Origin of the sequence: Acinetobacter albensis (genome assembly GCF_900095025.1) — a bacterium.
Taxonomy (GTDB): domain Bacteria; phylum Pseudomonadota; class Gammaproteobacteria; order Pseudomonadales; family Moraxellaceae; genus Acinetobacter; species Acinetobacter albensis.
This window is the reverse complement of sequence record NZ_FMBK01000003.1, coordinates 172,205-198,334: the sequence shown is the minus strand read 5'-3', so window position 1 is coordinate 198,334 and position 26,130 is coordinate 172,205. Positions and strand designations below refer to the sequence as shown.

General features: G+C 39.9%; 23 protein-coding genes. 12 read left to right on the top strand and 11 right to left on the bottom strand.

The window, feature by feature from the left end:
- Positions 1 to 96: 96 nt before the first annotated feature.
- Together GA0116959_RS03430 and leuB are read left to right on the top strand one after the other, a co-directional pair.
- The gene (locus tag GA0116959_RS03430) at positions 97 to 660 is read left to right on the top strand and encodes a hypothetical protein (RefSeq protein ID WP_053578841.1); all 564 of its coding nucleotides are present in this window, start codon (positions 97 to 99) and stop codon (positions 658 to 660) included.
- Between the two features lie 43 nt (positions 661 to 703).
- Complete coding sequence (gene leuB / locus GA0116959_RS03425; RefSeq protein ID WP_053578840.1) at positions 704 to 1,783, top strand: 3-isopropylmalate dehydrogenase; 1,080 nt, start codon at positions 704 to 706, stop codon at positions 1,781 to 1,783.
- A 72-nt stretch (positions 1,784 to 1,855) separates the two neighbouring features.
- Here leuB and GA0116959_RS03420 read toward each other — a convergent pair whose 3' ends face one another.
- From GA0116959_RS03420 to infA, 3 genes are all read right to left on the bottom strand, one after another.
- Positions 1,856 to 2,260 carry a hypothetical protein gene (locus GA0116959_RS03420; protein ID WP_092718407.1) on the bottom strand — a complete coding sequence of 135 codons (405 nt, stop codon included), beginning with the start codon at positions 2,258 to 2,260 and terminating at the stop codon, positions 1,856 to 1,858.
- 142 nt (positions 2,261 to 2,402) lie between these two features.
- Positions 2,403 to 2,786, bottom strand: a complete 384-nt coding sequence (locus GA0116959_RS03415; protein ID WP_227552596.1) for a hypothetical protein — start codon at positions 2,784 to 2,786, stop codon at positions 2,403 to 2,405.
- A gap of 141 nt (positions 2,787 to 2,927) precedes the next feature.
- Positions 2,928 to 3,149 carry a translation initiation factor IF-1 gene (gene infA, locus GA0116959_RS03410; RefSeq protein WP_001284370.1) on the bottom strand — a complete coding sequence of 74 codons (222 nt, stop codon included), beginning with the start codon at positions 3,147 to 3,149 and terminating at the stop codon, positions 2,928 to 2,930.
- A gap of 229 nt (positions 3,150 to 3,378) precedes the next feature.
- On the opposite strand from infA, the gene GA0116959_RS03405 reads away from it, so the two are divergent.
- Entirely contained in the window at positions 3,379 to 4,392 is a 1,014-nt protein-coding gene (locus GA0116959_RS03405; RefSeq protein WP_092718404.1) for an AraC family transcriptional regulator, read from the top strand.
- A gap of 121 nt (positions 4,393 to 4,513) precedes the next feature.
- On the opposite strand, the gene truA is transcribed toward GA0116959_RS03405, so the two are convergent.
- The 5 genes from truA to asd form a co-directional block, all read right to left on the bottom strand.
- A complete protein-coding gene (truA, locus tag GA0116959_RS03400) occupies positions 4,514 to 5,311 on the bottom strand; it encodes a tRNA pseudouridine(38-40) synthase TruA (protein WP_092718402.1) in 798 nt (265 codons plus the stop codon).
- Positions 5,312 to 5,324: 13 nt separating this feature from the next.
- The gene (locus tag GA0116959_RS03395; RefSeq protein ID WP_092718399.1) at positions 5,325 to 6,293 is read right to left on the bottom strand and encodes an asparaginase domain-containing protein; all 969 of its coding nucleotides are present in this window, start codon (positions 6,291 to 6,293) and stop codon (positions 5,325 to 5,327) included.
- A 45-nt stretch (positions 6,294 to 6,338) separates the two neighbouring features.
- Positions 6,339 to 7,646, bottom strand: coding sequence for a hypothetical protein (locus tag GA0116959_RS03390; protein ID WP_092718397.1), 1,308 nt, complete (start codon positions 7,644 to 7,646; stop codon positions 6,339 to 6,341).
- A 66-nt stretch (positions 7,647 to 7,712) separates the two neighbouring features.
- Positions 7,713 to 9,179 carry a type IV pilus assembly protein FimV gene (locus GA0116959_RS03385; RefSeq protein ID WP_092718394.1) on the bottom strand — a complete coding sequence of 489 codons (1,467 nt, stop codon included), beginning with the start codon at positions 9,177 to 9,179 and terminating at the stop codon, positions 7,713 to 7,715.
- A gap of 142 nt (positions 9,180 to 9,321) precedes the next feature.
- Positions 9,322 to 10,440 carry an aspartate-semialdehyde dehydrogenase gene (gene asd / locus GA0116959_RS03380; RefSeq protein WP_092718391.1) on the bottom strand — a complete coding sequence of 373 codons (1,119 nt, stop codon included), beginning with the start codon at positions 10,438 to 10,440 and terminating at the stop codon, positions 9,322 to 9,324.
- Positions 10,441 to 10,626: 186 nt separating this feature from the next.
- Between asd and GA0116959_RS03375 the strand changes: the two genes are divergently transcribed.
- Positions 10,627 to 11,754, top strand: a complete 1,128-nt coding sequence (locus GA0116959_RS03375; protein ID WP_092718389.1) for an endonuclease/exonuclease/phosphatase family protein — start codon at positions 10,627 to 10,629, stop codon at positions 11,752 to 11,754.
- Positions 11,755 to 12,230: 476 nt separating this feature from the next.
- Here the strand turns inward: GA0116959_RS03375 and GA0116959_RS03370 are convergent, their stop codons facing one another.
- From GA0116959_RS03370 to GA0116959_RS03360, 3 genes are all read right to left on the bottom strand, one after another.
- Positions 12,231 to 13,337, bottom strand: coding sequence for a glycosyltransferase family 4 protein (locus GA0116959_RS03370; RefSeq protein ID WP_092718386.1), 1,107 nt, complete (start codon positions 13,335 to 13,337; stop codon positions 12,231 to 12,233).
- Positions 13,338 to 13,370: 33 nt separating this feature from the next.
- Positions 13,371 to 14,309, bottom strand: coding sequence for an LpxL/LpxP family acyltransferase (locus tag GA0116959_RS03365; protein WP_092718384.1), 939 nt, complete (start codon positions 14,307 to 14,309; stop codon positions 13,371 to 13,373).
- A gap of 111 nt (positions 14,310 to 14,420) precedes the next feature.
- Positions 14,421 to 16,328 (bottom strand): ATP-binding cassette domain-containing protein, encoded by a 1,908-nt coding sequence (locus GA0116959_RS03360; protein ID WP_053578828.1) that lies wholly within the window; start codon positions 16,326 to 16,328, stop codon positions 14,421 to 14,423.
- Positions 16,329 to 16,361: 33 nt separating this feature from the next.
- Between GA0116959_RS03360 and GA0116959_RS03355 the strand changes: the two genes are divergently transcribed.
- From GA0116959_RS03355 to GA0116959_RS03320, 8 genes are all read left to right on the top strand, one after another.
- Positions 16,362 to 16,607, top strand: coding sequence for a SlyX family protein (locus tag GA0116959_RS03355; protein ID WP_053578827.1), 246 nt, complete (start codon positions 16,362 to 16,364; stop codon positions 16,605 to 16,607).
- A gap of 99 nt (positions 16,608 to 16,706) precedes the next feature.
- The gene (locus tag GA0116959_RS03350; protein ID WP_092718382.1) at positions 16,707 to 17,702 is read left to right on the top strand and encodes a hypothetical protein; all 996 of its coding nucleotides are present in this window, start codon (positions 16,707 to 16,709) and stop codon (positions 17,700 to 17,702) included.
- A 70-nt stretch (positions 17,703 to 17,772) separates the two neighbouring features.
- A complete protein-coding gene (locus GA0116959_RS03345) occupies positions 17,773 to 18,222 on the top strand; it encodes an ammonium transporter (protein WP_053578825.1) in 450 nt (149 codons plus the stop codon).
- Positions 18,223 to 18,261: 39 nt separating this feature from the next.
- Positions 18,262 to 20,901, top strand: a complete 2,640-nt coding sequence (gene topA / locus GA0116959_RS03340) for a type I DNA topoisomerase (protein WP_053578824.1) — start codon at positions 18,262 to 18,264, stop codon at positions 20,899 to 20,901.
- Between the two features lie 94 nt (positions 20,902 to 20,995).
- Positions 20,996 to 21,796: an NYN domain-containing protein gene (locus tag GA0116959_RS03335; RefSeq protein ID WP_092718379.1), complete on the top strand. Its 801-nt coding sequence runs from the start codon at positions 20,996 to 20,998 to the stop codon at positions 21,794 to 21,796.
- Between the two features lie 6 nt (positions 21,797 to 21,802).
- The gene (locus GA0116959_RS03330) at positions 21,803 to 22,558 is read left to right on the top strand and encodes a hypothetical protein (protein WP_092718376.1); all 756 of its coding nucleotides are present in this window, start codon (positions 21,803 to 21,805) and stop codon (positions 22,556 to 22,558) included.
- A 65-nt stretch (positions 22,559 to 22,623) separates the two neighbouring features.
- Positions 22,624 to 23,781: a glycerate kinase family protein gene (locus tag GA0116959_RS03325; protein WP_092718373.1), complete on the top strand. Its 1,158-nt coding sequence runs from the start codon at positions 22,624 to 22,626 to the stop codon at positions 23,779 to 23,781.
- A 335-nt stretch (positions 23,782 to 24,116) separates the two neighbouring features.
- Complete coding sequence (locus tag GA0116959_RS03320; RefSeq protein ID WP_092718370.1) at positions 24,117 to 26,108, top strand: ATP-dependent helicase; 1,992 nt, start codon at positions 24,117 to 24,119, stop codon at positions 26,106 to 26,108.
- Positions 26,109 to 26,130: the final 22 nt, after the last annotated feature.

The window sequence follows — 26,130 nt, the reverse complement described above, 5'->3', positions numbered from 1 at the left end:
TTTTAGCTCTAAGTAGTATCAGAGCCTAACTCTTGTTAATATCAAATCCATAAAAATATTTAGTTGGTTTTAACTGGCAGGGGTTAGGTTCGAACAATGATAAACATTTACGCTCGATTGGCTGTATTTGGCCTGATGGTTGCATCAGTAAGTGCATGCCAAACTATCGATACAATGCGGGTTAAAAATGTCGGAGAAACAGAATCAAGCAAATTAAATGCTTTGATTTTCTGTGCGGGAACAGAACAGTGTGAATTTGAGCGTTTCAACAGAACTCAAATTGTTGATGCTCTCAATCATCGTTTAAATTCTGAAGCCATTCAGCAAGGAATTGTACGTCTACAATCCAAATCTTTGAATGATCCCAATCCTTTATCTTTGTCTGTACCTGCTGGTCAGCATGAACTGGTGATTCGCTTTTATCCTGTATCGCCAGATCGTGCTGAAACCTTGCATGTCTTTCATAATTTCGGTGCTCAAAAAAGCTACACTTTTAAAATGTACCGTAATCGCATCAAACATGCAGGGAATTTGTTGGATGTCTCTGCACCGGATCCTTTGTGTGTAGAGCTGCAACAGGAACAAAAAACTATTCGGCGTTTCTGCAAACCCTATAATGTCCTGAATGGCTTAGGTGAGTTTGTAGAACGAAAAATTTAATTCTTTATCAGTCCAGAGACTGATTTTTATTATGGAAAATCTCATGTCAAAACATATTTTGATTTTAGCGGGTGATGGCATTGGGCCTGAAATTATTAAAGCTGCTGAACAAGTACTCACACGCGTTAATGAAAAATTCAATCTAGGTTTGACTTGGGAGCAAGGTTTATTGGGTGGTGCTGCAATTGACGCCCATGGTGAACCCTATCCAACGGTAACGGCTGAGCAAGCAAAAAAAGCCGATGCAATTTTACTCGGTGCTGTCGGTGGGCCTAAATGGGACAGCATTGAACGTTCGATTCGTCCAGAGCGCGGTTTACTTAAAATCCGCAGCGAACTTAATCTTTTTGCCAATCTTCGTCCAGCAATTTTATACCCACAACTTGCCGATGCTTCAAGCTTAAAACCAGAAATCGTCTCTGGGTTAGATATTCTGATTGTACGTGAATTGACGGGAGGGATTTATTTTGGTCAACCTCGTGGTATCCGTGAGTTGGAAAATGGTGAGAAACAAGGGTATAACACTGATGTTTACTCAGAATCTGAAATTAAACGTATTGCCAAAGTTGCATTTGAAATGGCAACACTACGTGGTGGCAAAGTTTGTTCTGTAGATAAAGCCAATGTACTTGAAGTCACTGAACTTTGGAAACAAACAGTCACTGCGATGAAAGAAGCAGAATATCCGAATATTCATTTATCGCATATGTATGTCGATAATGCTGCAATGCAATTGGTTCGCGCACCAAAACAATTTGATGTGATGGTAACCTCAAATTTGTTTGGTGATATTTTGTCAGATGAAGCGGCGATGTTGACAGGTTCGATTGGCATGTTGCCATCAGCATCACTTGATGAAAATGGTAAAGGCATGTATGAGCCTTGTCATGGTTCTGCACCAGATATTGCGGGTCAAAACATTGCAAACCCCTTGGCGACTATTCTTTCCGTTGCAATGATGCTTCGTTATACTTTCCGTGAAGAAGCAGCAGCACAAGCCATTGAAGATGCTGTAGGTCAGGTTCTAGACCAAGGCTTACGTACAGCAGATATTTTGTCTGAGGGAATGAACAAAGTCGGTACGGTTGAAATGGGTCAAGCTGTGGTTACAGCCTTGAACTAATCCTCAACTTTGCTTAAAACGCAGCCCATTTGAGCTGCGTTTTTTTGTGATCTGATTTTTAGTAAATCATTTTTAGCAAGTACGACCCGTGTAATGAACCGATTTTGCAATTTGATTTTCTAAAGTAAAAACAATGATGCATTGTAAATGTACATCGTAGCGTTCAGGATTGGAATTAACTTGTATTGGAACAGCTCCGGGTTGTGATCCTGCAATACTTTGGGGAATAGAGAGTGGAATCGCAATAGGACGAATAACCGTATACGTGATTCGGTTTGGCGTCACACTAGCAGATTGAACTTGTTGATAACCTAAACGTGTCAAATCTAAATTGGCTTGAATATACTGACTACTTTGTCCAATAAATTGCTCTAGATAAAGATCACGCTGCATAGCAGTTGTCTGAGAAGTAGTTGTACATGCGGTAGTAAGTAAACTAAAAGAGATGCAGCATCCTAAAATTAGTGCGAACTTCATGAGTTATCCTCACACCAAATAAAATCAGTTTAAGCAAATTACAGGGATAAATACTGTTGTGATTTGATACACGGTAAAAGTGTGTAGTTAGGATAAGATTGGACTTAATCATTGAAAACTTGTCACACATGATTCTTTCTGTTTAACAAGCTCGACCAGTGAAATGAATGGATTCGACAATCTCCTCTTTCAAATTAAAAGATACCTGACATTTCATCTCGATGTTATATCCACCATTTGAGGCGGTAGGCATTGGTGCGCCCATTGAAATACTGTGACTAATGTTGGGCGTACCCATGGGAATATTCATATCACGCACAATGATATAGCTAAGAGATTCTCTTGTTTGAATAGGTTTCTGAATGATTTTGAATCCCATTTGACTCAGATTAAGTTGGTTGCGAACTTGTTCTGCGGTTTGACCAACATATTGTTGCAAAGACGTGTTAAGGCGATGATGGCCTCCTGTTGCGCATGAGGTAAGGACTAAGCTAGAAAGCAGGGCTAAATACTTAAGTTTTATCATTGTTGTTAAACTTATCAAGATCATTTTAATTCAGTTGATAGTCGTGTCTTTAATAACTTTTGTCAAATTTATTTGATTGAATAATAAAAGCTTAAGGTAATAAAAAAGCCACTATAAAGTGGCTTCTGCTTTCGCTAAAACTTAGCGCGCACGATAAGTGATACGACCTTTAGTCAAGTCATAAGGTGTCATTTCTACTTTGACACTATCGCCCGTTAAAATACGAATATAATGTTTACGCATTTTACCAGAGATGTGTGCAATCACTTCATGACCGTTTTCTAAACGTACACGGAACATAGTATTAGGAAGCGTTTCGGTGACAACGCCTTCGAACTCGATGAGTTCCTCTTTATTGGCCATAGCCTACCTGATGATCAAATTGGAAAGGGGCAAATTATAGTCAATTTTTTTGTATAAAACAAGGTGGAATGGGCCGTCTACCGATCATCTGTCAGTTAAATAAGCGAACACGCGGTTTAAAATATTCTACAAAAAAGTGTATTGATCTGTTGTCAGTTTGGTCAATCGCAGTTAATCTAAAATTAATCTTTTTAAGTATAAATGAAGAACATACAAGGAAGGTCATTGCGTGGGTCAGTTAACGGATGCATCGGTAGTTTTACGATTGGGTTACCAAGCGATTCGTCGTGCTGGTTTACCAACGGAAGAAATTTTAACAAAAGCTGGGGTTGCCTTAAGTCAGGTAGGAACCAACGATCGTACTCCACTGAACGCCCAATATGCTTTTTGGGTCGCGGCAGAAGAGGTCAGTAAGGACCCAGATATTGGTTTACATTTGGGTGAACATCTTCCTTTATATCGTGGACAGGTGATTGAACACTTGTTTATTTCGAGTGAAAATTTTGGTGAGGGGCTCAAACGTGCTTTGGCTTATCAACGCCTCATCAGTGATGCCTTTCATGCCAAATTGGTGATTGAAGATGACCGTTGTTATTTAACCAATGGTGAACAAGGGCGCTGGGCAGATCATTTGGTCAATCGTCATTTTTCTGAATGTGCGATGTCTGGTATTTTACGTTTTTTTAAATTTATTACTGAAGGGCGTTTCGACCCGATTTATATCGATTTTAACTTTAGTCAAGGCGCTTTTGATGATGAATATTTTCGCGTCTATGAATGTCCTGTCAGTTTAGGACAAAAAGAAACTCGCCTTTATTTTGATCCTGCCATTTTAGATTATCAATTATGGCAAGCAGAACCAGAGCTATTACAGTTACATGAGCAATTGGCAATTGAAAAATTACAAGAGCTTGCACGCTACGATTTGGTGGGGGAGGTTCGTCGTGCAATTGGTTCAACGCTTGAAAGTGGCGAAACAACTTTAGAAACTGTAGCAACGCATTTAAATATCACTCCTCGTCGTTTAAGAACACAGTTAAGTGAGGCAAATACCAGTTTTCAACAAATTCTTTCAGATTATCGTTGTCGTTTAGCAAAAAAATTATTGGCTAACACCAGTGAGAGTGTTGAACGAATTGTATATTTAACAGGGTTTTCCGAGCCAAGTACATTTTACCGAGCATTTAAACGATGGACCAATGAAACGCCGGTCGAATATAGAAAACGCAAACAACGACAATAATTTTTTAAGTTAATCTAAGTTAATAACCTCATTTTATTTGGAGGGCTTAACTTATTTTAACTAGAAAGCAGAACAACGTATTTGAAGATGGAGTTCTCGATTTAAAAAGGAAATAGCTGAGCTAGTCAGGCATATTTAACCAGTGAGGTCCCAAAGGTGCTTTAGGCAAATCAAACTCTTCAGGATAGTGAGCTTGAATAAAGTATAAACCGTCAGGTGGCGCAGTTACCCCAGCAGCTTTACGATCTTCTGCTGCAAAAATATGCTCAATATGGTCAACCTCATACATTCCTTGTCCAATTTCAAGTAAGCATCCCATAATGTTACGCACCATATGGTGTAAAAAACCATCTGCTTGAATATCGAGTACTAAATAACAGCCATGACGAATTAAACGACAATGACTGACATGTCGAACAGGCTGGTTGGATTGACACGATGCAGCACGGAAACTCTCAAAATTATGAGTACCTTCAAACCTTTTGGCCGCTTCAATCATTTTATCGACATCAAGTGGATAGTAGGCATGAGTGACTTGTTTGTAGAGTAGTGCAGGACGACTCGGCGAATTGTAGACCACATAACGATAACGCCGAGATTGTGCTTTAAAACGCGCATGAAAGTCATGATCCATCTCTTTAATCCATTGGATGGCAATGTCTTTTGGTAAAGTGCTGTTTGCGCCCATAAGCCAGCCACGTAATGGGCGAATGGCTGAAGTATCAAAATGAGCCACCATATTGGTCGCATGTACACCTGCATCGGTACGACCTGCACCTTGAAGGCTAATGGGGTGATCTGCGATTTTACTTAAGATCTTCTCCATGGTTTCTTGCACGCTTGGTACACCAGATTGTTGAGTCTGCCAACCTCTGTAGTGAATTCCACAAAACTCAATACCCACTGCAAAACGTTGCATACTTACCTCAAATTTATTCATCATACCAATGCGTATACCGTTCTTCGGTACTATCGTATTGTAAATACATTTTTAGTGCTTTTGCATAAAGATCTGCATGTCCAAGCGCGTCGCCACGAACAATTTGACTGTCTTTTAACCATTGGCTAATTGCATATTGATGGTTGATTGCTCCAAAAGGAACTTGGGTGGTGAGAATGATGAGACAATTATTCTGTTGTAGTTGTTGAAGAGCTTCAATCATTTCAGAATTACTGGCAATATTTCCTACACCAAAGCCTTGTAAAATTAAAAAATGAGGCGGATTCACGTTTAAGTTTTTAAAGGTTTTAATATGCTGATTGAGATCTAAGGGTTGCCACATTAAGCTTAAGCAACTAAAACTTTTAGCTTTCTCAAGATCTTGTTCTTGTACTGCAGAGCTGTGCTGAATAAGCGCAATAGGATGGTTTAAAGTTGAGCCTGTAAAAGCATCTAGCTCAGTACTATGTCGTTTAAGTGCAGTTTGAGCGTGAATCAGCTTTTGATGAAAAGCCAAATATACACCCATAGGTGTCTGTGTTACTGCATTTACAGCAAAATTGAGATTATCTGTAGCATCAGTAAATTCTCGAGGATGTGTCCCTGAAGTATCAAGTAAAGGATATTGGCTGCCTGTGAGTACAATATGTGCAGATTGTCCCATAAAACGTGCCAGCACCGCGCTCGCATAGCTTAAGGTGTCAGTACCATGAATAATAACAAAGTGTTGATAATGTTCAAGTTGTAAACTTTGAATCATTTGAATGAGTTGTAGCCAATCATTTGCGGTACAGGCGCTACTGTCTTTAATCACAGGAGCGACAAAGCACCCAATATTTAAATGTTGCGGAAGAGCGTGTTGTAGTAACGGAATAAATTTTTCTGCGGGCATCGGACTGAGTGGTTCACCAAAACAACCAAACGTCCCACCCATATAAATTAAAGCAATTTTTTTCATCATAAAAAAGCAGCCTATAAAGACTGCTTGATCATAAAACGAAATAACTTAAGAAGCTATCTGCTTAAGTAGTTCATCTGCTTGTAAGCGTTGTGTGGTTGTATATTCAGGCTCATTTTCCGTTAATAATTCACGAGCAGATTCAGCTGCCCCTAACAAAATATATTGTTCTGCTAACTCTAAATTTACACTTAGTTCATTGCTAGTGACAAGCTCTGGGAAAGATTGAGCCAGCGGATCATTAGGATTGATTTGAACGAGATTGGCAGTGGGTAGATCAAAGTGCTCATCTAAATTTTGTTCAGATGTTATATCTAATTGCGTTGCTTCAGTCGGAAGAGTATTTAAATTAAATTCTAAATTTGGCTGATGATGGTGAATAATTTTTGGTGCTTCGGTTGTGACTAAAGTATCTGTATTTGAAAAATTAAAATTGAATTCCGGGGTTTCATTTTGTTCAGATTCAGGCGTAAGCTTAGCTAAAACGGCTGTAGAAGATTGCTCTAGGGGGTTTTCGACACTAAAAGAAAAATCTAGAGGTTGAATATCCTCTACTGGAGCGATTTCTGGTTGTGGAGGTACAGCAGGTTGGGGTTCTAAAGAAAGGTTGCTAAAGTCTACAGGCTTAATCTCTTCAACCGTTTCTGGCATTTCAGCTTTTACAGAATCAAAAGTCGGAGTGAACGAAAAATCATTAAAATCGAGAGGCTCGATGTTTTTGACAGATTCGGTCTGTGTTGACTGTACATCTTGCTGCAATTGCTCAAAAGAAGGGGTATTTTCTGCTACAGAGGGTTTAGATGAACTCATCAGTGCATCAAAATCATCAGTACGCTTTGGTTCAGCAGGAGTTACTGTTTTGAACTGCGGCTCAAAATTAATGCTATCTCGAGACCCTTTTGTTTCTTGATCATATGCCGTTTTTTTTGCTTGCGCTTGTGTGAGAAAATCATCCAGTTCCAATGAACGTAAATGATTAATCAGTTGGTTAATCGCAAACTCATCTTTTTGTGAAATGTGAAGATCGAGTAACAATAAATAGAGTTCATGCTGTGAGTTGTCTTTATTTAATGCCTGATTAATTTGCGCTTCTGCAGAAAAAAAGTTACGTTCAGCGATGAGACTTTCAATTTTATTTCGCTGATCTTGAGAGAGGGGTGTGGTTTTTTTCTTTTCAATAATCGGATCGGCCACAATTTGAGTTTTTTGTGGTGTTTTTTTAGTGGAACTAACTTTTTTTCCTTTCGTCTTGGCTTTTGCTGTAGACGTTTGTTCTGCTTGTTTACTTGCTTCACGCTTTTTTAAGACAATTGCGATCACTAATAACAAGATAAACGGAATCACATAAATCAGCATGTTTTACCCCTTGCAAGATTGAGTTTTATCAATAAAACCCATCCAAAAATCATATTGTATAACACGTTAATGTGTTGGCTTTTTTTCGACTTGCTGTGCTTTCAACTGTTGTTGTAATTGGGCAAGACGAGCATTTAATAATTGAATTCTGTGATCCTTATGACGTAAACCCATTTCTAGTTGAGTTACGTCGCTCTGTAATTTAACGGTTTTTTCCCGTGATGTCATAACTTTTAATGATAATTCATTCGAAGTTTGGTTCATTTCTGTGTTCTTTTTAGCAGAACCACTCGCAGAGTCTTGTTCTTTCTCTGCCACCAAGCTCATTTCGGCGTGATTTAAACGATATTTGGCTTTGCCTGATTGATGTTGGGGGATTTTCGCTTGAGTTTTGGTGCTGGCTTTGAACTTTTCTTTTGCATCAAGATTGCTATTCAGATTTAAAGCAGCGCCACGACGTAAGCGATTGATATCGCCTTGAATGAAGGCATGCTGATTATTGGCCTGAATTTGTTTCATTACTTCATTAATTGGACGGTTTTGCGCAGTGGCTACGCGTGACGCGATTGCCCAAAGAGACTCATTTGATCGTACTACATGTTGATTGTTTTGAGGTGCATGAGCAGGTTGACCTGTAGGTTTTGACGCTTGTATTTTGGGTTTGACGGTGCTTTGCTCTGAAGCTTTATCCACACTTTGTTTGGAAGGTATTACACGCTTAACTGCAACATCTTGTGCTGAAATTTCCGCATATTTCCTCACTAGGGGATCTGCCGAAGCGTGTGGTTGAGGTAACTTCACTGAAGTACTGACCGTATTCTTCTGCGTTGTCAGTGTGTCCTTTTTATCTGTTGTGATTTTATCTGCTGTTGTTTTGTCTGTTGCTGCTTTATTTGCGATGACTTGATTGGTAGAAAGGGCTTGGGGCTGAGGCACATTGGCCTGTGCTGAAACCGTGGTATTTAAACGCGGTGGCGCTGATTGTTGTAGCGTTAATGGTGCTTCAAATGGTTGAGAAGATACTATTTTTTGTTTTTCTATCTGATATTGCGTACTTTCCGGTAATTGTAACGCAATCTCTTTTTCACTGACAATGCTAATTGGGTTTAAGGCTTTTTCATTGGTTGAAGAGCGTGTTTTGTTGGATGCCGTACTGCCTGCTAAAGGCGTTTTGATATGTTGTAAGCGCGTAGCCTTGCCTTCTTGAATCTTAATGATGATATTCAATTCGGCATCGGTCAGTGGACGGGAAGAAGTGATGGTAATCACACCGTTACCTGCACCATCTCGACGGGTAAAAAAATTAAGATGTCCAGGCGGCTGATGCACTACGCCTAAGGTTGTAATATCATCGGGCGTGGCTAAACTGGCTTGAATTTGTGCAGTCGGATCAGCTTGGCGAAAATTCATTTCGGCATACAGTAATTCGCCTGGTGCAGACTGGATTTGAATCGGATCAATAGTAATCGCATAAATATTCTGCGAAGCAATAATGGCTAAAATGGCGATCTTTAATTTGTTATATGCGGTCATTTTAATCTTTAGCTCGGTTTTATATCGCATAGCGAAAGTTGTAGATTAGCGAGATATACAGGTATTGTAAAATATTAACATAAAGAATACACAAAAAAGCCGATCAAATTTGACCGGCTTTTCATTTTCTTAAATTCAAAAATTAAGAATTTTGATACTCAATTAAAATGCGAAGCATACGGCGTAATGGCTCTGCTGCACCCCAAAGTAATTGATCGCCCACTGTGAATGCGCCTAGGTATTCTTTACCCATATTGAGTTTACGCAAACGACCCACTGGAACAGTTAAAGTCCCTGTGACTGCAACAGGCGTAAGATCAGTCATTGATGCTTCACGCGTATTTGGTACGACTTTAGCCCATGGATTGGATTGACGAATCATATCTTCAATTTCATCTAGTGGCACATCTTTTTTCAGTTTCAACGTTAAGGCTTGAGAATGACAACGCATTGCACCAATGCGAACACAGTGACCATCAATAGGGACAATTTGTTGATTACCTAAAATTTTGTTGGTTTCAACTTGCGCTTTCCATTCTTCTTTTGATTGACCATTATCAAGTTGTTTGTCGATGTATGGAATCAGTGAACCCGCCAAAGGAACCCCAAAGTTGGCAGCAGGGAAACCTTCTCCACGTTGCAAGTCAGCAATTTTAGAGTCAATGTCTAAAATTGGGGAGCGCGGATCGTCTAGCAAATCTTTGGTATTATTATATAAATAACCCATTCCTGTGATCAGCTCGCGCATGTTTTGCGCACCTGCACCTGATGCAGCTTGATAGGTCATCGCAGTCATCCACTCAACCAAGTTGTTTTGGTAAAGTGCACCCATGCTCATCAACATCAATGAAACAGTACAGTTGCCACCGACAAATGTTTTAGTTCCATTGACTAAACCATCTTTAATGACATGCATGTTGACTGGATCAAGTACGATGATGGCTTCATCATCCATACGTAAGGTCGATGCCGCATCAATCCAGTAACCTTTCCAGTTTTCCGCTTTAAGCTTTGGAAAAACTTCAGAAGTGTAGTCACCACCTTGACAGGTAATAATGACATCCATTTGCTTCAGACTATTAATGTCTGATGCATCCATAAGTGCTGGTGCAGTCTTACCACCAAATGCAGGGGATTGACCACCAGCATTACTGGTAGAAAAATAGAATGGCTCAAAATGAGCAAAATCATTCTCTTCAACCATACGTTGCATGAGGACAGAACCAACCATCCCGCGCCAACCGACCAGACCTACTTTCATGCCACTATGCCTCGGTACGTAAAAAATAAAAGGGGGCTTGAGTGTATCAAAAGCGACCACAACTGCAAGACCTACACAACGAAAACATCAATATTCTTGAGCGGAATATCTTGTTTATGTTACATACAAAATTGATAATGTTGTTACATAATACAAAAAATAGAAGATACAAGAGAGTAGGGCTTTATGGTCTGGGTGGAAATAATTGCAGTTATTGTCATTTGGTTGACTTTTTGGTCTCTCATTCCACGTGATGAATGGTGGTTTCGCGGTGCTGACTTTCCACGCTTACAAATTTTGGTTTTGGGTATTGTTGCTTTCGTTTTATTACTGGTCTGGGATCAGCCGTGGGATCTTTGGCGTGAACTTACTTTGATTGGCTTGATTGCTGCGCTTGCGTATCAACTCAAAATGGTTTTGCCTTATACGTTTATTTGGAAAAAGCAGGTAAAACATGTACGTAAAAGTCAGTTTAACCCAGATCAGCAAATCTCATTAATGGTTTCAAATGTACTGACCCCTAATCAAAAATACCATCTATTAATTCAGGAAATTCAAAAATATCAGCCAGATTTGGTTCTTACCTTGGAAACAGATCAGCGTTGGCAGAATGAATTGTCTGTGATTGAGCAGGATTATCCCTATCGTGTGCCTGTACCACTAGATAACCTATACGGTATGCATTTATATAGTCGTTTAGAGCTAAAAGATACTGAAGTGAAATTTATTTTAAGTGATGAAATTCCCTCAATTCATACTACGGTGATCTTACGATCAGGACAACCTGTACAGTTGTATTGCTTGCATCCAAAACCTCCTAGTCCAACTGAAGCCAAAGATTCGACCTTGCGTGATGCTGAACTACTGATTGTCGGTGATCAGATTAAAGATTTAGATGAAAGCTGTATTGTAATGGGTGATTTAAATGATGTGGCGTGGTCACGAACCACGCGTCTTTTTCAACGCATTAGCGGTCTGTTAGATCCGCGTGTAGGACGACGTTATGTCAATACGTTCCATGCCGATTATCCGCTATTACGTTGGTCTTTAGATCATGTTTTTCACAGTACAGATTTTGCTTTGGTGAAGATGGAGCGGTTACCCCATATGGGATCCGATCATTTTCCAGTGCACGTTGTGTTACAAACTGGACGTGTTTTTGAACAGGTGCAACAACCTCTAAAACAAACGGATGCAGATGAACAAGAAGCACAAGAGGCCATTCAGGAAGGGATTGAAAAAGCAGAAAGAGAAGAAAAAAGATTAACTGACCCAATCATCCAAGATTATCAAGGAGCTACAAAAATTTCTTAGGCTTCGCTGGATTAATGTACGAAATGACTTACAGTGATTTAGGCCGTTTGCGAATAGTGATTTAGAGCTCATTCATTTAACCTAAACTCATCAGCCAAGGAGTTGGGAACGGAAAATCCCCTTAAGGAAGACGATGCTGAAAGTGGATAGTCATCATGGATATGATGCAGCAATGGATAGCAAATTGCACAATAAATATAAGATTTGAAAGCACAACCTTATTAACCCGAGTTTTGCAGGAAGCAGAACTCGGGTTTTAATTTTTTAGAATTTCTTAAAAATAATAGGAATAAAACAACTTAAACAAAAACTTTGATTCTTAAGTATCGTAATTTTGAGTTTTAAATAGCTGGTTTCGTGCTTGTGAATGTATAGCCATAAGGCATACAGGTAAGATAAAGACGATTTATTGGCACTGTTTTAATCAATCTTTTCCATTAATGATTATTCGAAAAAAATACGACAACATATTGAATTTATTTTTTGTTTAATAAAGATTGATAGAGCTCTAAGGTTTGGTTACACATTGCTTTTAAACTGAAAATGCTAACAGGCTGCACTTTTTGGGGCTGCTCAATATGTTGTTGCAACGTATTTAAAAGTGAAACTTGGTCATTGATGGTAATTAAGCCTTGTGGATAGAGCTGTGATAAAATTTCAGCTACACCACCACGGTTCCAACCTATCACTGGGGTTCCTACCGAGAGTGCTTCTAAAGCCGTTCGACCAAAAGTTTCTGCCTGATTCGAAAGAGAAAGTACCACATCACTCAAAGCCAACCATTCTCGAATATCTGAACGATGTCCCACAAAGGTTATATTTTCTCGTAAGCCTGTTGCTTTAATAGTATTTTCTAGTTCATCTAAATATGTCTGTTTTTTTGCATCTGCACCGCCGACCACCACCGCATGTACGTTCGGATATTGCGTGTGGAGTTGCTGCATCAGTTCAATCAGTGTTTCATGTCCTTTTAAGCGCGTAATCCGCCCAGGGAGACAGACTAAAAACTTATTTTCCAGTTCAGGAAAGGATTGAAAGGTTTGTCCAAGCCACTGCGCAGAAGGTTGATAGCCATGCGGAAACTCCTGAGGTGAAATACCGCGATAAATTCGCACGATATCTTCAGGTGGGCAGTTTTTGTAATGATCGGTGATATATTGCACTACACTGTCCGAGACTGCGATGACTTTTTCAGCTTGCGTCATGATGGCGCTATAACGATTAATCGAATAAAAACCATGAACCGTAGAGACCAAATGTGGACGTTGAGCTGAAGGTATTCCTTTGAGCGCAAAATGGGTCAACCAAGCTGGAACGCGTGAACGGACATGCACAATATCGGGTTGATGCTGTTCAATGAGTCTGCGTAAGGGGCGAATTTGCCAAAGACTCGTTATAGATTTTTTATGAATGGCCAAAGTGAAGTGTTGTGAACCCTCAGCTTCAAGTTGAGATACCATCCGTCCTCCATTTGAAACCACCAACGATTCATGTCCTGCATCCACCAATGCGCGTGCAATTTCGAGTGTGCCACGTTCAACGCCGCCACTGTTTAATTCAGGAAGAAGTTGCATAATTTTCATGAAAAGTTCTCTTCAAGCTGGGTGGGAAGTAATCTATTTATAAATCTTGTCGTATCCTTCAGGACGAGTTTTAAAGCGACGGTGAAACCACATATATTGTGTTGGGGCAATTCTCAAATGTTGTTCAAAAAACTGATTGGTTCTTATCGCATCCTGTAATTCATTATCGCTGGGCATATTGTCTAACGCAGGTTGAAGTAACACTGAATATTGCGGATTTTTGATATCTCCATGACGATAAAAATACAAAGGAATGGCGACTGCTTTAGACATTTTGAGTAAACGCCGATGTGCCGTTACGGTCGCCGCAGGAACACCAAAAAATGGTGCCATGACTCCTTGTTTTAAGCCGAAATCTTGGTCTGGACTATACCAAATGGCGCGTCCATTTTTTAAATGTCGTACTAACCCACGCATATCATCATGGTCAATTTGATGGGCATAAATGCTGGCGCGACAACGATAAATCAGCATGTCTAATAATGGATTGTTTTGTGGACGATAGACAATATCAGGATCAAAATACTGTGCACATAAGTAACCGCCTGCATCAAGTAAGGTCGAGTGAAGTCCGATCAGTAAAACGCCTTGGCCTCCTGCTTGCGCATTTTGTAGATGTTCTAATCCTTGAATACTGACACGACCCTTAAACCATTCTGGAGAATACCAAGCATTTAAAGTTTCAAAAATGCCGATCATTTGATCGATGAAAACCTGTCGGGTGTTTGCCTGAACTTGATCATTTGTCCATTCTGGAAAGCATAACTCTAGATTCCGAATAGCCGTTTTGCGACGTGATTTCAAATATTTAAATGCAATATTACCTAATGCCGAAGCCAGACGATGTTGCAGTGCCCAAGGTAAAATGGCCAATATCATCAAAAAGACAATCCCAATCCAGATGCCCCAATATTGTGGCAACAAAAAAGACCATTGAAATTCATCAGGCTGATATTTGGGCGTTTTACTCATTTTGAAATGCTGTGACCTTAGGCAGACATTCATGCAGTGTACATGAACCTATTTTCAAAATAAAAAGGCATCTGTAGATATTTCTACAGATGCCCAGTTTAAACAGATCAATTAATGACCTTGCGTTAACTTTTCTAATTCATCCCAGCGCTCAAGTTTTTCTAAAAGCGCCTCATCGATTGCGCTCAAACGTGCGGAAAGTTGCATGGCTTGAGCATTGTCTGAAACAAATAAAGTACCATCAGCAAGTTTTGCATTGATATCTACTTGTTCTTTCTCTAAAGCTTCCATTTCAGCAGGTAATTGCTCTAAAGCACGCTGATCTTTATAGCTGAGTTTGACTTTTTTCGGTGCCGCTGCGGCAGCGGCTGCTTCAGCTTTGGCCAAGGCTTTTTTTACATCACTCTTTTGATCAACCGCAGTTTGATCAGGACGTTGTTCTAAATAATCCTGATAACCCCCAATATATTCATCGATATGGCCTTTACCATCAAAAACCCAAGTTGATGTCACCACATTGTCCATAAACGCACGGTCATGTGAGATTAAAAGTAAAGTACCTTTGTAGCCACCGAGCATTTCTTCTAATAGCTCTAAAGTCACCATATCCAAGTCATTGGTTGGCTCATCCATGACAATTAAATTCGATGGTTTAAGCAATAATTTTGCAAGAAGAATACGATTGCGTTCACCACCCGATAAAGCTTTGACCGGTGTGCGTGCACGTTCAGGGGAGAATAAGAAGTCTTGAAGATAGCTGTAAATATGACGGCGACCACCATTGACATCAACAAAGTCTGAACCTTCAGAAATGTTGTCTTTAACCGATTTTTCCAGATCAAGTGCATTACGCAATTGGTCAAAATAAGCGACTTCAAGCTGCGTACCTGTTTTCACAGTACCGCCATGTTCAAGTTCACCCAAAATGGCTTTAATTAATGTGGTTTTACCCACGCCATTGTCACCGACTAAACCAATACGGTCGCCACGAAGTACCAATGCAGAAAAATCTTTGATAATCGGCTCTTGGTCGCCAAAAGCAACACTCAGATTTTCAATATCAAAGACCAATTTACCTGAACGATTGGCATCTTGAGTCGCCATGCTCACTTTGCCTTGCTGTGAACGGCGCGCTCTTGACTCTTCACGTAAATCTTTTAATGCACGTACACGCCCTTCATTACGAGTACGACGTGCTTTAATGCCTTGACGAATCCAGACCTCTTCTTCAGCTAAACGTTTATCAAATAAAGCATTTTGCTTTTCTTCGGCTTCCATTTGCTGCGCTTTTAATTCGAGATAGCGTGAATAGTTACCTTCATAGCTGCGTAAATTACCACGATCAAGTTCAACAATACGTGTGGCAATGCTGTCAACAAATGAACGGTCATGCGAGATAAATAAAAGTGTCAGATTATTCTGATCGAGCAGGAATTTTTCTAACCATTCGATACTTTCTACGTCCAAATGGTTGGTGGGCTCGTCGAGTAACAAAACATCGGGTTGAGTCAGTAAAGCACGTGCAAGCAATACACGACGCTTACGACCACCTGATAAATCGGCTAAATCAGCATCTGGATCAAGTCCCATTTTGCTTAAAATAGAGTTAACCTTATTTTCTAAAGCCCAGCCATCGACTTGATCGAGCTTGTGTTGCAGGTTGCCCATGCGGTCACAGGCTTCCATATCACCGAGCACGCAGGCATCACTGGCTTCATGATAGGCTTTAAGCACAGTCGCTGCTTCACCCGCACCATCGGCCACAATATCGGCCACTTTACCCGAATCCATCGGTACATCTTGCGCCAGCATGGAAATGGTGATGCCATTTTGAATAGAAACTTCACCACGATCTGGCAGTAAACTTCCCTCAATGAGTTTAAGTAAAGTAGACTTACCTTCACCGTTACGGCCAATCAAACACACTCGTTCACCGCGTTCCAAATTAAAGGTCGCGCCGTCGAGCAGGGACGGTCCGCCAAATGCGAGTTGGACATCCCTTAACGTAATATAGGCCATACTGTTTCCTGAAATCCCAAATGAGGACTTAAAATGACTAAACAAAAAAATCTTAATGAACAGGCGTCATTTTCCGCACCCATAGAAGATTTGCAAGTCCGAATTACATTTTTAGATGATTTAGTTGAACAACTGAATGAACAAGTCAGTCGTCAAAGTGTGGAAATTGCTGATTTAAAAAAACAAATGCAGTTTTTGTATCAGCGAATCGAATCTGCAGATTTATCTGATGGAATTGCGACTTTTGACCCTTTGGCGGATCGTCCCCCTCATTATTAAGTAAATTTTAGCCTTCATTGGTTGAATTGATTTGACCTTTTCGGTCAAGCTCGTTCTAATGCGCGCTGAAAGTTTCCTTTATTTATTGCTAGTGAAATTATGACCAACAAAGTCGTTCTGCTTGATCTTGAAAAGAATATGCCAAACGCACAACTGCTGCGAGACATTATTCAACACTATGCTGTGATCTATTTATTTAATTGCACGGGAAAGTTTGAGTACGCACTTGAAGAAATGACCGAGTTTGCAAGTTGGGTCACGAGTGGGCAAGTGGTGATTTTGGAAACGGCTGAAGTTGAACATAAAGAATTCGAATATGCCGTTGTAGTCGGTCAGCTTATTGCCTTGTTAGAACCAGAATCGGTGGTCGAAGTGATTTCTGCGATGCCGAGTAGTGAAATTTTAGTTGAAATGATGCAATCATCGCAGATTGATTGTCAGCTCATACAGGTTCAAGCTGAAACCCTTGTAAAGCAAAAAAATAAAATGCCAAGTATTGCCAGCATTCAACAAAAGCCCGATTTATGCTTGGTCAAAAAATATTGTGATGCTTTGCATAAAATGAAAGGCAAACCGAATGCTCTTCATCAGCTTAAAAATTCGCTTATGAATACGTTGCAGATAGACAATGAGCATGCTCAAAATTTGGTTGGCTTATTAACCAATCTCAAAATTGTGAAACATGACGGTGAGCAGATTCACTTTCGTAAAAAAGTCTTAAAACAGTGGATAGAACTTCAGTTAAGTCAAAATCAGCAGAATATAGCCAGCGAAAATAATCAATCTAAAGATGCTTCAATTGCAAAAAAACTGTCGCTTCATGCAGAGGGAGAGTCGTCCACGCATCTACAGGACGTACAACAGGATTTATATAAAAATTTTTCTAAAATTGATCCCGTTCAAGTGGTGGTCGCACGTAAACTGCGTGAATTAAAATCAAATAAACCGACTGATATTTATGCTTTACGGGATTTATTGGAACAAATCTTTCCAAAATCCGATGTTCGATTGTTACTTAAAGAGTTGATTGAAAAAGGTTATATTTATTGGAATGGTAGTGAAATCTCGTATAGCCATGAAATGTTCTTAAATTAATTTGATCGTGTTAACTTGCGTTTTATATTCAGCTTATGCAACTCTAATAAAGGCATAAAAAGGTTGTACTATGGAAAATACTGGAATTTGGGTTACTGTTCTGATCGTGATCTTTGTCTTGGGTTCAATTTTTGGACTACGCGTGAGTCCGCGAGAAAAAGCCTTGGGACTGATGCGAGAGAAAGCACGTAAGATTGGGTTGCATCCCCGTTTAGTTGCAGCACCTGATTGGACCAAAATTCCAATGGCAACTGAAAGTCGTGCCAGTATGGTGGCGTATTATAGTGTGATCATTCCTGAGGGACGGCTTGCCTTAATGCGTGCACGTGTTGAAAATCAGCAGCTAAAGCTAGTGCAGGGCGATGATAAATTTAACAATTTGCCGATTACTTTAAAGGGCATTTATGCTATTGATATGCAGGCAAACTGTGTAGGACTCTATTGGGATGAAGAATCTGACCTTCGAGCGACACAGTTGGATGAGATTAAAACCTATTTGCAGTCTTTGGCTGAACTTTAATTTATATACATATTTAGTACACAGGAATAATGGTTAACTATGGCGAATGCTCCTCAGTCCACATCTAAAAGCACCACAGCCAAATCATCAAGTGCTGCGAAAAAGCGTGCCTTAGTGATTGTGGAGTCGCCTGCAAAAGCGAAAACAATCAATAAATATTTGGGCCCAGATTACATTGTAAAATCATCAGTGGGTCATGTTCGTGATTTGCCTACAGGTGCTTCGAGAAGTACAGAAAAAAAACCAGTCTCTCGTGCCAAATTAACTGAGGCGCAGAAAGCTGAAAAATCACAAATGGCTTTAGTCAATCGAATGGGCGTCGACCCTGAACACGATTGGAAAGCGCATTATGAAGTGCTTCCAGGTAAGGAGCATGTGGTTGCTGAACTGAAAAAACTGGCATCGCAAGTCGATGAAGTCTACCTCGCAACGGATATGGACCGTGAAGGAGAAGCCATTGCTTGGCATTTAAAAGAAGTGATAGGCGGTGATGATTCACGTTATCAGCGTGTGGTCTTTAACGAAATTACTAAAAATGCGATTCAAGAAGCCTTTAAACAACCTTCACGCTTAGATATCGATAAGGTGAATGCCCAACAAGCACGTCGCTTCTTAGACCGTATTGTCGGTTTTATGATTTCACCTTTGCTGTGGGAAAAAATTGCCCGTGGTTTATCTGCAGGGCGTGTTCAGTCGGTTGCCGTGAAATTGGTGGTAGAGCGTGAGCGTGAAATTCGTGCGTTTATTCCAGAAGAATATTGGCAAGTTTTTGCAGATACCAAATCAGCAAAGTATGACATTCGGCTAGAAGCCGTTAAACAAGGTGGTAAAACCTTAAAGTTACAAAATAAAGCACAAACGGATGCTTTGTTAGATATTTTAAAGGATGCTGAATATAAAGTATCCGCGCGTGAAGATAAACCGACCAAGGTAAATCCAAGTGCGCCTTATATCACCTCGACTTTGCAACAAGCAGCCAGCACGCGTTTAGGTTTTTCTGTAAAGAAAACCATGACGATGGCACAACGGTTGTATGAAGCAGGTTTTATTACTTATATGCGTACTGACTCGACCTTTTTAAGTGATGATGCGGTCAGCATGGTACGTGATCATATTGAATCTGAGTTCGGGAAAAAATATTTACCTGCCAAACCTACTCGTTATGGCAACAAAGCTGGTGCACAAGAAGCTCATGAAGCGATTCGTCCCTCTAATGTCGCGCTAAAAGGTGATCAATTAGTAGGGGTGGATCGTGATGCTCAGCGTTTGTATGATTTGATTTGGCGTCAGTTTGTTGCATGTCAAATGACATCAGCAGAATATTTGTCTTCGACGATTTTGGTTGATGCCAATGGGGTAGAACTTAAAGCCAAAGGTCGTACCTTGGTGTTTGATGGTTTTACTCGTGTACGTGCTGCCAACAAAGCAGATGATGATATTTTACTTCCTGCGGTCAAAGTCGGTGAAATACTTAAACTTGAAAAAATTGATCCTTCTCAACACTTCACTAAACCGCCTGCTCGTTTTACCGAAGCATCTTTGGTGAAAGAATTAGAGAAAAAAGGCATTGGCCGTCCTTCGACGTATGCTGCAATTATCTCTACCATTCAAGATCGCGGTTATGTGAAGCTAGATAACCGTCGTCTCTTTGCAGAGAAGATGGGTGAAATCGTAACAGATCGCCTCGATGAAAATTTTAACAATTTAATGAATTATGCTTTTACAGCCGATCTTGAAGGTCAGCTCGATAAAGTTGCGATGGGTGATCGTAACTGGAAAGAATTGCTCGATAATTTCTACGGTGATTTTAAAAAACGCTTGACCACCGCACAGGGTGAAAACGGTATGCGCCGTAATTTGCCTATAGAAGTGGAAACAGTACATTGTCCAGAATGTGAACGTGCGATGCAAATTCGTACAGGTACAACTGGGGTGTTCTTGGGATGTTCTGGTTATAACTTACCACCCAAAGAACGCTGTAAAGGAACTTTAAATCTGACGCCAGTCGAATCGCTTGCTGCTCTGTCTGATGATGATGCTGCTGAAACCGCAGATTTGATGTCGAAAAAACGTTGTCCAATTTGTGAAACGGCAATGGACAGTTATGTGATTGATGGTGGTCGAAAATTACATGTCTGTGGCAATAATCCAGATTGTTCAGGTTTTGAGCTTGAAGAAGGCGAGTTCAAAATTAAAGGCTATGATGGCCCAAGCATTCCATGTGACAAATGTGACGGTGAAATGCAGTTAAAAACCGGTCGTTTTGGTCCTTATTTTGCCTGCACAAGCTGTGATAACACACGTAAAGTCCTGAAAAGTGGTCAACCTGCGCCACCACGGGTCGATCCGATTAAAATGGAACATTTGCGTTCAACCAAGCATGATGATTTTTTTGTACTCCGTGATGGAGCCGCTGGCTTATTCTTGGCAGCGAGTAAATTCCCGAAAGTCCGTGAAACTCGCGCGCCTAAAGTTGCTGAACTGCGTACTGTAGCCGAGCAGCTTGATCCAAAATATCAATTTATTTTAAAAGCACCTGATGTAGATCCGGAAGGTAATCCAACCTTGGTAAAATTTAGCCGTAAAAACCAAGTGCAATATATTGGTTCTGAAAATGCTGAAGGTAAACAAACCAAATGGTCACTGGTGTACCAAGATGGAAAATGGGTTGAAGCTTAAGCTTTAAAACTTTGAAAAATGCTGACGAAAGTCGGCATTTTTTATGTCACAATCATTTTTTGATCATAATAAAAATAATGATTCGGGTAAGTAAATGGATATTCAAACCAAAAAATTTGCTGTCTTAATTGATGCGGATAATTCTTCTATTCATGCCATTTCTTCTATACTTGAAGAAGTGGCCAAATATGGCATTGCCAGTGTTAAACGTGTTTATGGTGATTGGAGTAGTGAAACCCTAAAAAGCTGGCGAGATGTGTTACTGCCGCATGCCATCACACCAGTACAGCAATTTGCTTATACTAAAGGTAAAGATGCTACCGATATGATCTTAATCATTGATGCGATGGATCTATTATATGCTGGTGCTTTAGATGGGTTTTGTATTGTTTCAAGCGATAGTGATTTTACACCTTTGGCATCTCGAGTTCGTGAAAATGGTTTAATAGTGTATGGTTTTGGCCGAAAAACAACGCCAGAACCATTTAAACAAGCTTGTGATAAATTCATTTCAATCGAAAATTTAATTACAGAGATGGATCTTAAACAAGAAGATGAGGAATTAACAAATAATCCTCCAAAAAAAATATTAATTTCAGATAAGATTTTGGAAAATAAAAAAAATCTTAATTTAAAGGAGAATACTGATATTAGTGAATCAGTTGATCGGACGACATTAAACTTAATTTATAAAGCTGTAAAAGATAATGCGGATGATAGTGGGTGGGCTAATCTTAGTATGGTAGGTAAGTATATTAGTGCTGTAAAACCTGATTTTGATTCACGAAATTATGGAAGGGCAAAATTATCAGGTTTAATAAAAACGCTTAATCTCTTTGAAACAAAAGTTGAGATGAGCCAGATGTATTTAAAAAAAATGAAAAAACAGAGTTAAACTCAAATGTGGAAAAAAATTCGAATACTGTGCTTAGTTATGATCTTATTGATTGTTGCGGTCAATACGTGGCGCGACCAGAATCAAGATTGGAACCAACCTATTTTTGTACTGTTACATCCTATTAATGCGGATGGACAAGCGCTGACTCAAAATTATATTCAACAATTATCAGCACATGAGTTGACCGATGCGCAAGCGTATTTGAAACAAATGTCGACTCAATATCGTAGCCAACCCATCTCTTTTTATTTTCAAATGGGGCGTGAACTGAAACAAATTCCTCCAAAAGTTCCTGAAAATGCAAATTTGCTTGATACTATTTTATGGAGTTTAAAATTCCGTTTTTATGCATGGAAACAGCATAAACGTGCAGATGGATCGCCCAGTGTAACCTTGTTTCTCAATTACTATGATCCTGCATTGAATAAACAACTGAAGCATTCTACTGCCTTACAAAAGGGGCGAATTGGCTCAGTGAATTTATTTGCATCGAAAAAACAGTCTGATCAGAATAAAATTGTAGTGGTACATGAGCTACTCCATGCTTTTGGTGCGAGTGATAAATATAATCTCAGTACAGGTCAGCCCATTTATCCTGTGGGTTATGCCTATCCCAATCAGAAACCTTTATTTCCTCAAGCCAAGGCTGAATTGATGGCAGGACATATTCCTGTGACAAATGATAAAAGTAAAATGCCAGAGTCTTTAGCACAAACTTTGATTAATGAAAGGACAGCCATTGAGCTAGGTTGGAAATAAATGCTTGTGGATAATGTGTAATTTATCCACAATTTAAACCTCATTTGTGGATAAAAGATATTTTAATGCCGCTCCGTTTTATTCTTGCACCAGACTCTTTTAAAGAAAGTATGACGGCTGAACAAGCTTGTAGTGCTATGCAACGTGGAATCACAAGAATTTTCCCTGATGCACATTGTATTCATGTTCCCATGGCAGATGGGGGTGAAGGTACTGTGGATACTTTTATTGCTGCTTCAAATGGTCAAGCCGTTCAATGTAAGGTGACAGGGCCTTTAGCTTCGCAGCATATTCGAGCTTATTTTGCTTTAATTGATCAAGGTAAAACTGCCGTAATTGAAATGGCACAAGCCAATGGTATTCATTTACTTGATGTGGCTCAGCGTAATCCTTTGTTCACCAGCACTTTCGGTACAGGCGAAATGATCAAAGCTGCACTAGATTTGGGTGTGACTAAAATTATTGTAGGCTTGGGTGGAAGTGTGACCAATGATGCAGGTGCAGGAATGGCACAGGCTTTAGGTGCGAGATTTTTAGATGTCCATCATCAACAGGTTGCTCTGGGGGCTGCATATCTAAAGCAAATAAAAAGCATTGATTTATCAAGTTTAGATCTACGTTTACAACAGACGGAAATAATCATTGCCAGTGACGTCAGTAATCCACTCTGTGGTGAAAATGGTGCGTCCTTTATCTTTGGTCCGCAAAAAGGTGCAACCGCTGAAATGGTGCAGCAGCTTGATGACAATCTTGGTTATTTTGCTGATTTAGTGTCGACTCAAATGAATAAAAATGTAAAAGATGTTGCGGGTGCTGGGGCAGCAGGTGGACTGGGCTTTGGCTTAATGATTTTTGCTGGCGCACACATTCGTTCAGGTATAGAACTGTTGATTGAGCAGACCAAATTGGCTGAAAAAATAGCACAAGCAGATTATGTTTTGACGGGTGAAGGCAAAATTGATCATCAAACCCAATATGGAAAGACGCCATTTGGTGTGGCACAAGTTGCCAAGCAACTCAATAAACCTGTGATTGCTTTTGCAGGCATAGTCGGGGACGGGATTGATGAACTTTATGATGTGGGGTTTACACAGATTATAGGTATTAATCCGCCAGACTGTACTTTGGTGAATGCGTTGCAAAATGCGGCAAAGCATTTGGAAGAAGCAGTCGTGGAAACCCTCAGTAATATTTTGCGAAATGAGGATGAATCTTTAGTGTAGTTCGAATGAAGCAATAAATTTAAAAAATCTACAGATGATGGGTGATCTTCAAAACCTGATTTCGAAGGTATAAATTACCCAGACAAATTGGGGCTTTCAGGAAGGATGAAAAGCATAGTTGAGTCAGGAGAATATTGATTGTTGAATTGAAGCTTATTCCTTATCTCCTCGATCTAACAGAGGATAATTATGCCATCTTAAGCATGAGTTTAGAGGAGTAAGCGCTTTAAATAATCACTGCTGTAAGGTGTAAAAATATATGGTCATTTATGCGGATGAAGTTTTCTGTGAGTAGCTCTGTTAGACTATCCACTGACTGAGTACGATGAGACACCATGAGTTTAGCCACCCTGATTGATGAATTAAACCCTCAACAAAAGCAAGCTGCCACAACTGAAACAAAACATAGTTTGGTCCTTGCAGGTGCAGGTTGTGGTAAAACTAAAACCATTGTGGCACGTGCAGCCTATCTAATTGATCAGGGCGTTCCTGCCAATCAAATTCAAATTTTAACTTTTACGCGACGTTCAGCCAGTGAAATTGTGGCGCGAGTAGAGTTAGCACTGGGTGAACAGGCCAAGGGCCTACGCGCCTCGACTTTTCATACCTTTTGTATGTATCTTTTGCGCCGTATCCCCAAAGCTTTTGGTTTAGAGCAATTCTCAATTATCGACCGTGATGATCAGTTGATGATGTTCCGTCTGATCCGTGGTAAGGATGATAAAAACCACCCCAATGCACTGCCTAAGCCTAAAGAACTCTGTGATGTCTATTCATTTGCCCGCAATACACGACAAAAACTCAGTTTGGCTTTAGAAAAACAAATTCCAGAATTTTTAGAATATAAAGATCAAATTGCAGCCATCATGAAGGAATATGAAGCACGCAAACAGGCGCGTAGCTTTCTTGATTATGATGATATTTTGGCAGTGGTTGCTTCAGCATTGGCACAATCTGAAGGCTTGGTCGACTATGTATCTTCTATCTGTCAGCATATGTTAGTCGATGAGATGCAAGATACCAATCCTTTGCAATGGGCACTGCTTGAACCGTTAAAAGATAAAACCAGTCTATTTTGTGTGGGAGATGATGCACAGTCGATTTATGGTTTTCGCGGTGCAGACTTTGAAAATATTCATCATTTTAAACAACGTGTACCCGATGCACAGATTTTTAAACTGGAAAAAAACTACCGTTCTACTCAAGAAATTTTAGATCTTTCCAACTGGTTGCTTGATCAAAGTGCGATTCAATATGATAAACATTTAGAGGCGTATCGTGGGGAAGGTGTTAAACCTCGCATGCATATTTTTCCAAACGAATTTGATGAAGCCAAGTGGATTGCCATCGATATAAAAGAGCGGCATTTACTACAAGGTTCGGCATGGTACGAGCACATGGTGTTGGTACGTTCAAGTTTTGCCGCACGCCATATTGAAGCCGCATTTATTCAAGCCAATGTCCCATATCGCTTTATTGGTGGCATGAAATTACTTGAAACTGCGCATGTCAAAGATTTGCTCAGTTTACTGCGCGTTATTGCCAATCCATTGGATGATATTGCTTGGATGCGCTTTTTGACCTTATGGAATGGTGTGGGTGATGTTGGTGCCAGTAAATTGGCGCAACAGCTACTACTTGCATCTGAGATTGATGAGATTTTTGAAAAATTAGACAAATTTGGTCGTATTCCAGATCAGACTTTGCTCATTATGAAGCAAATGCTGGTGCTAAAAGATCAAGTACAGGCTTGCGTATCTTTGGGGATCGACGCATTAAAACAGCAACTTGAAGAAAATTATGCCAAAAAAGATTGGTCAAAACGTGTGGGAGATTTTGAACTGGTGCAGCAATTGGCATCTAAGCATACTCAGCTCAGTGAGTTCTTAGAAGAATATGTACTCGATCCAGTCTCAATCAGTGAAATAGAACGTCAACAGCAAGATGATGTGGTCACACTCATTACCATTCATTCAGCCAAAGGTACGGAACAAAAAGTGTGTTATGTGGCCAATGTTTCTGCTGGGCAATATCCACATGCACGGGCACAGGGTGATTTTGATGATGTCGAAGAAGAGCGCCGTGTGCTGTATGTTGCGTTAACACGAGCTCAAAATGAATTGATTTTAACCAAACAAAACTTAAACTTATGGGCGCGCGATCAGGTCGATGCTCAAGGTCGTAAAATTGAAAGCTATTTCTTAAATGATTTAACTCGTCAATTGTGCATAACGGAAACGCATTATAAACAACGTCAGCAAACAGTAAAAAGTGCTTTAATTGAACGACAGTCGATTAATTTAGATTTTGGCATTGATCTCGATTAAACTATCACAATTGCGTTATTTT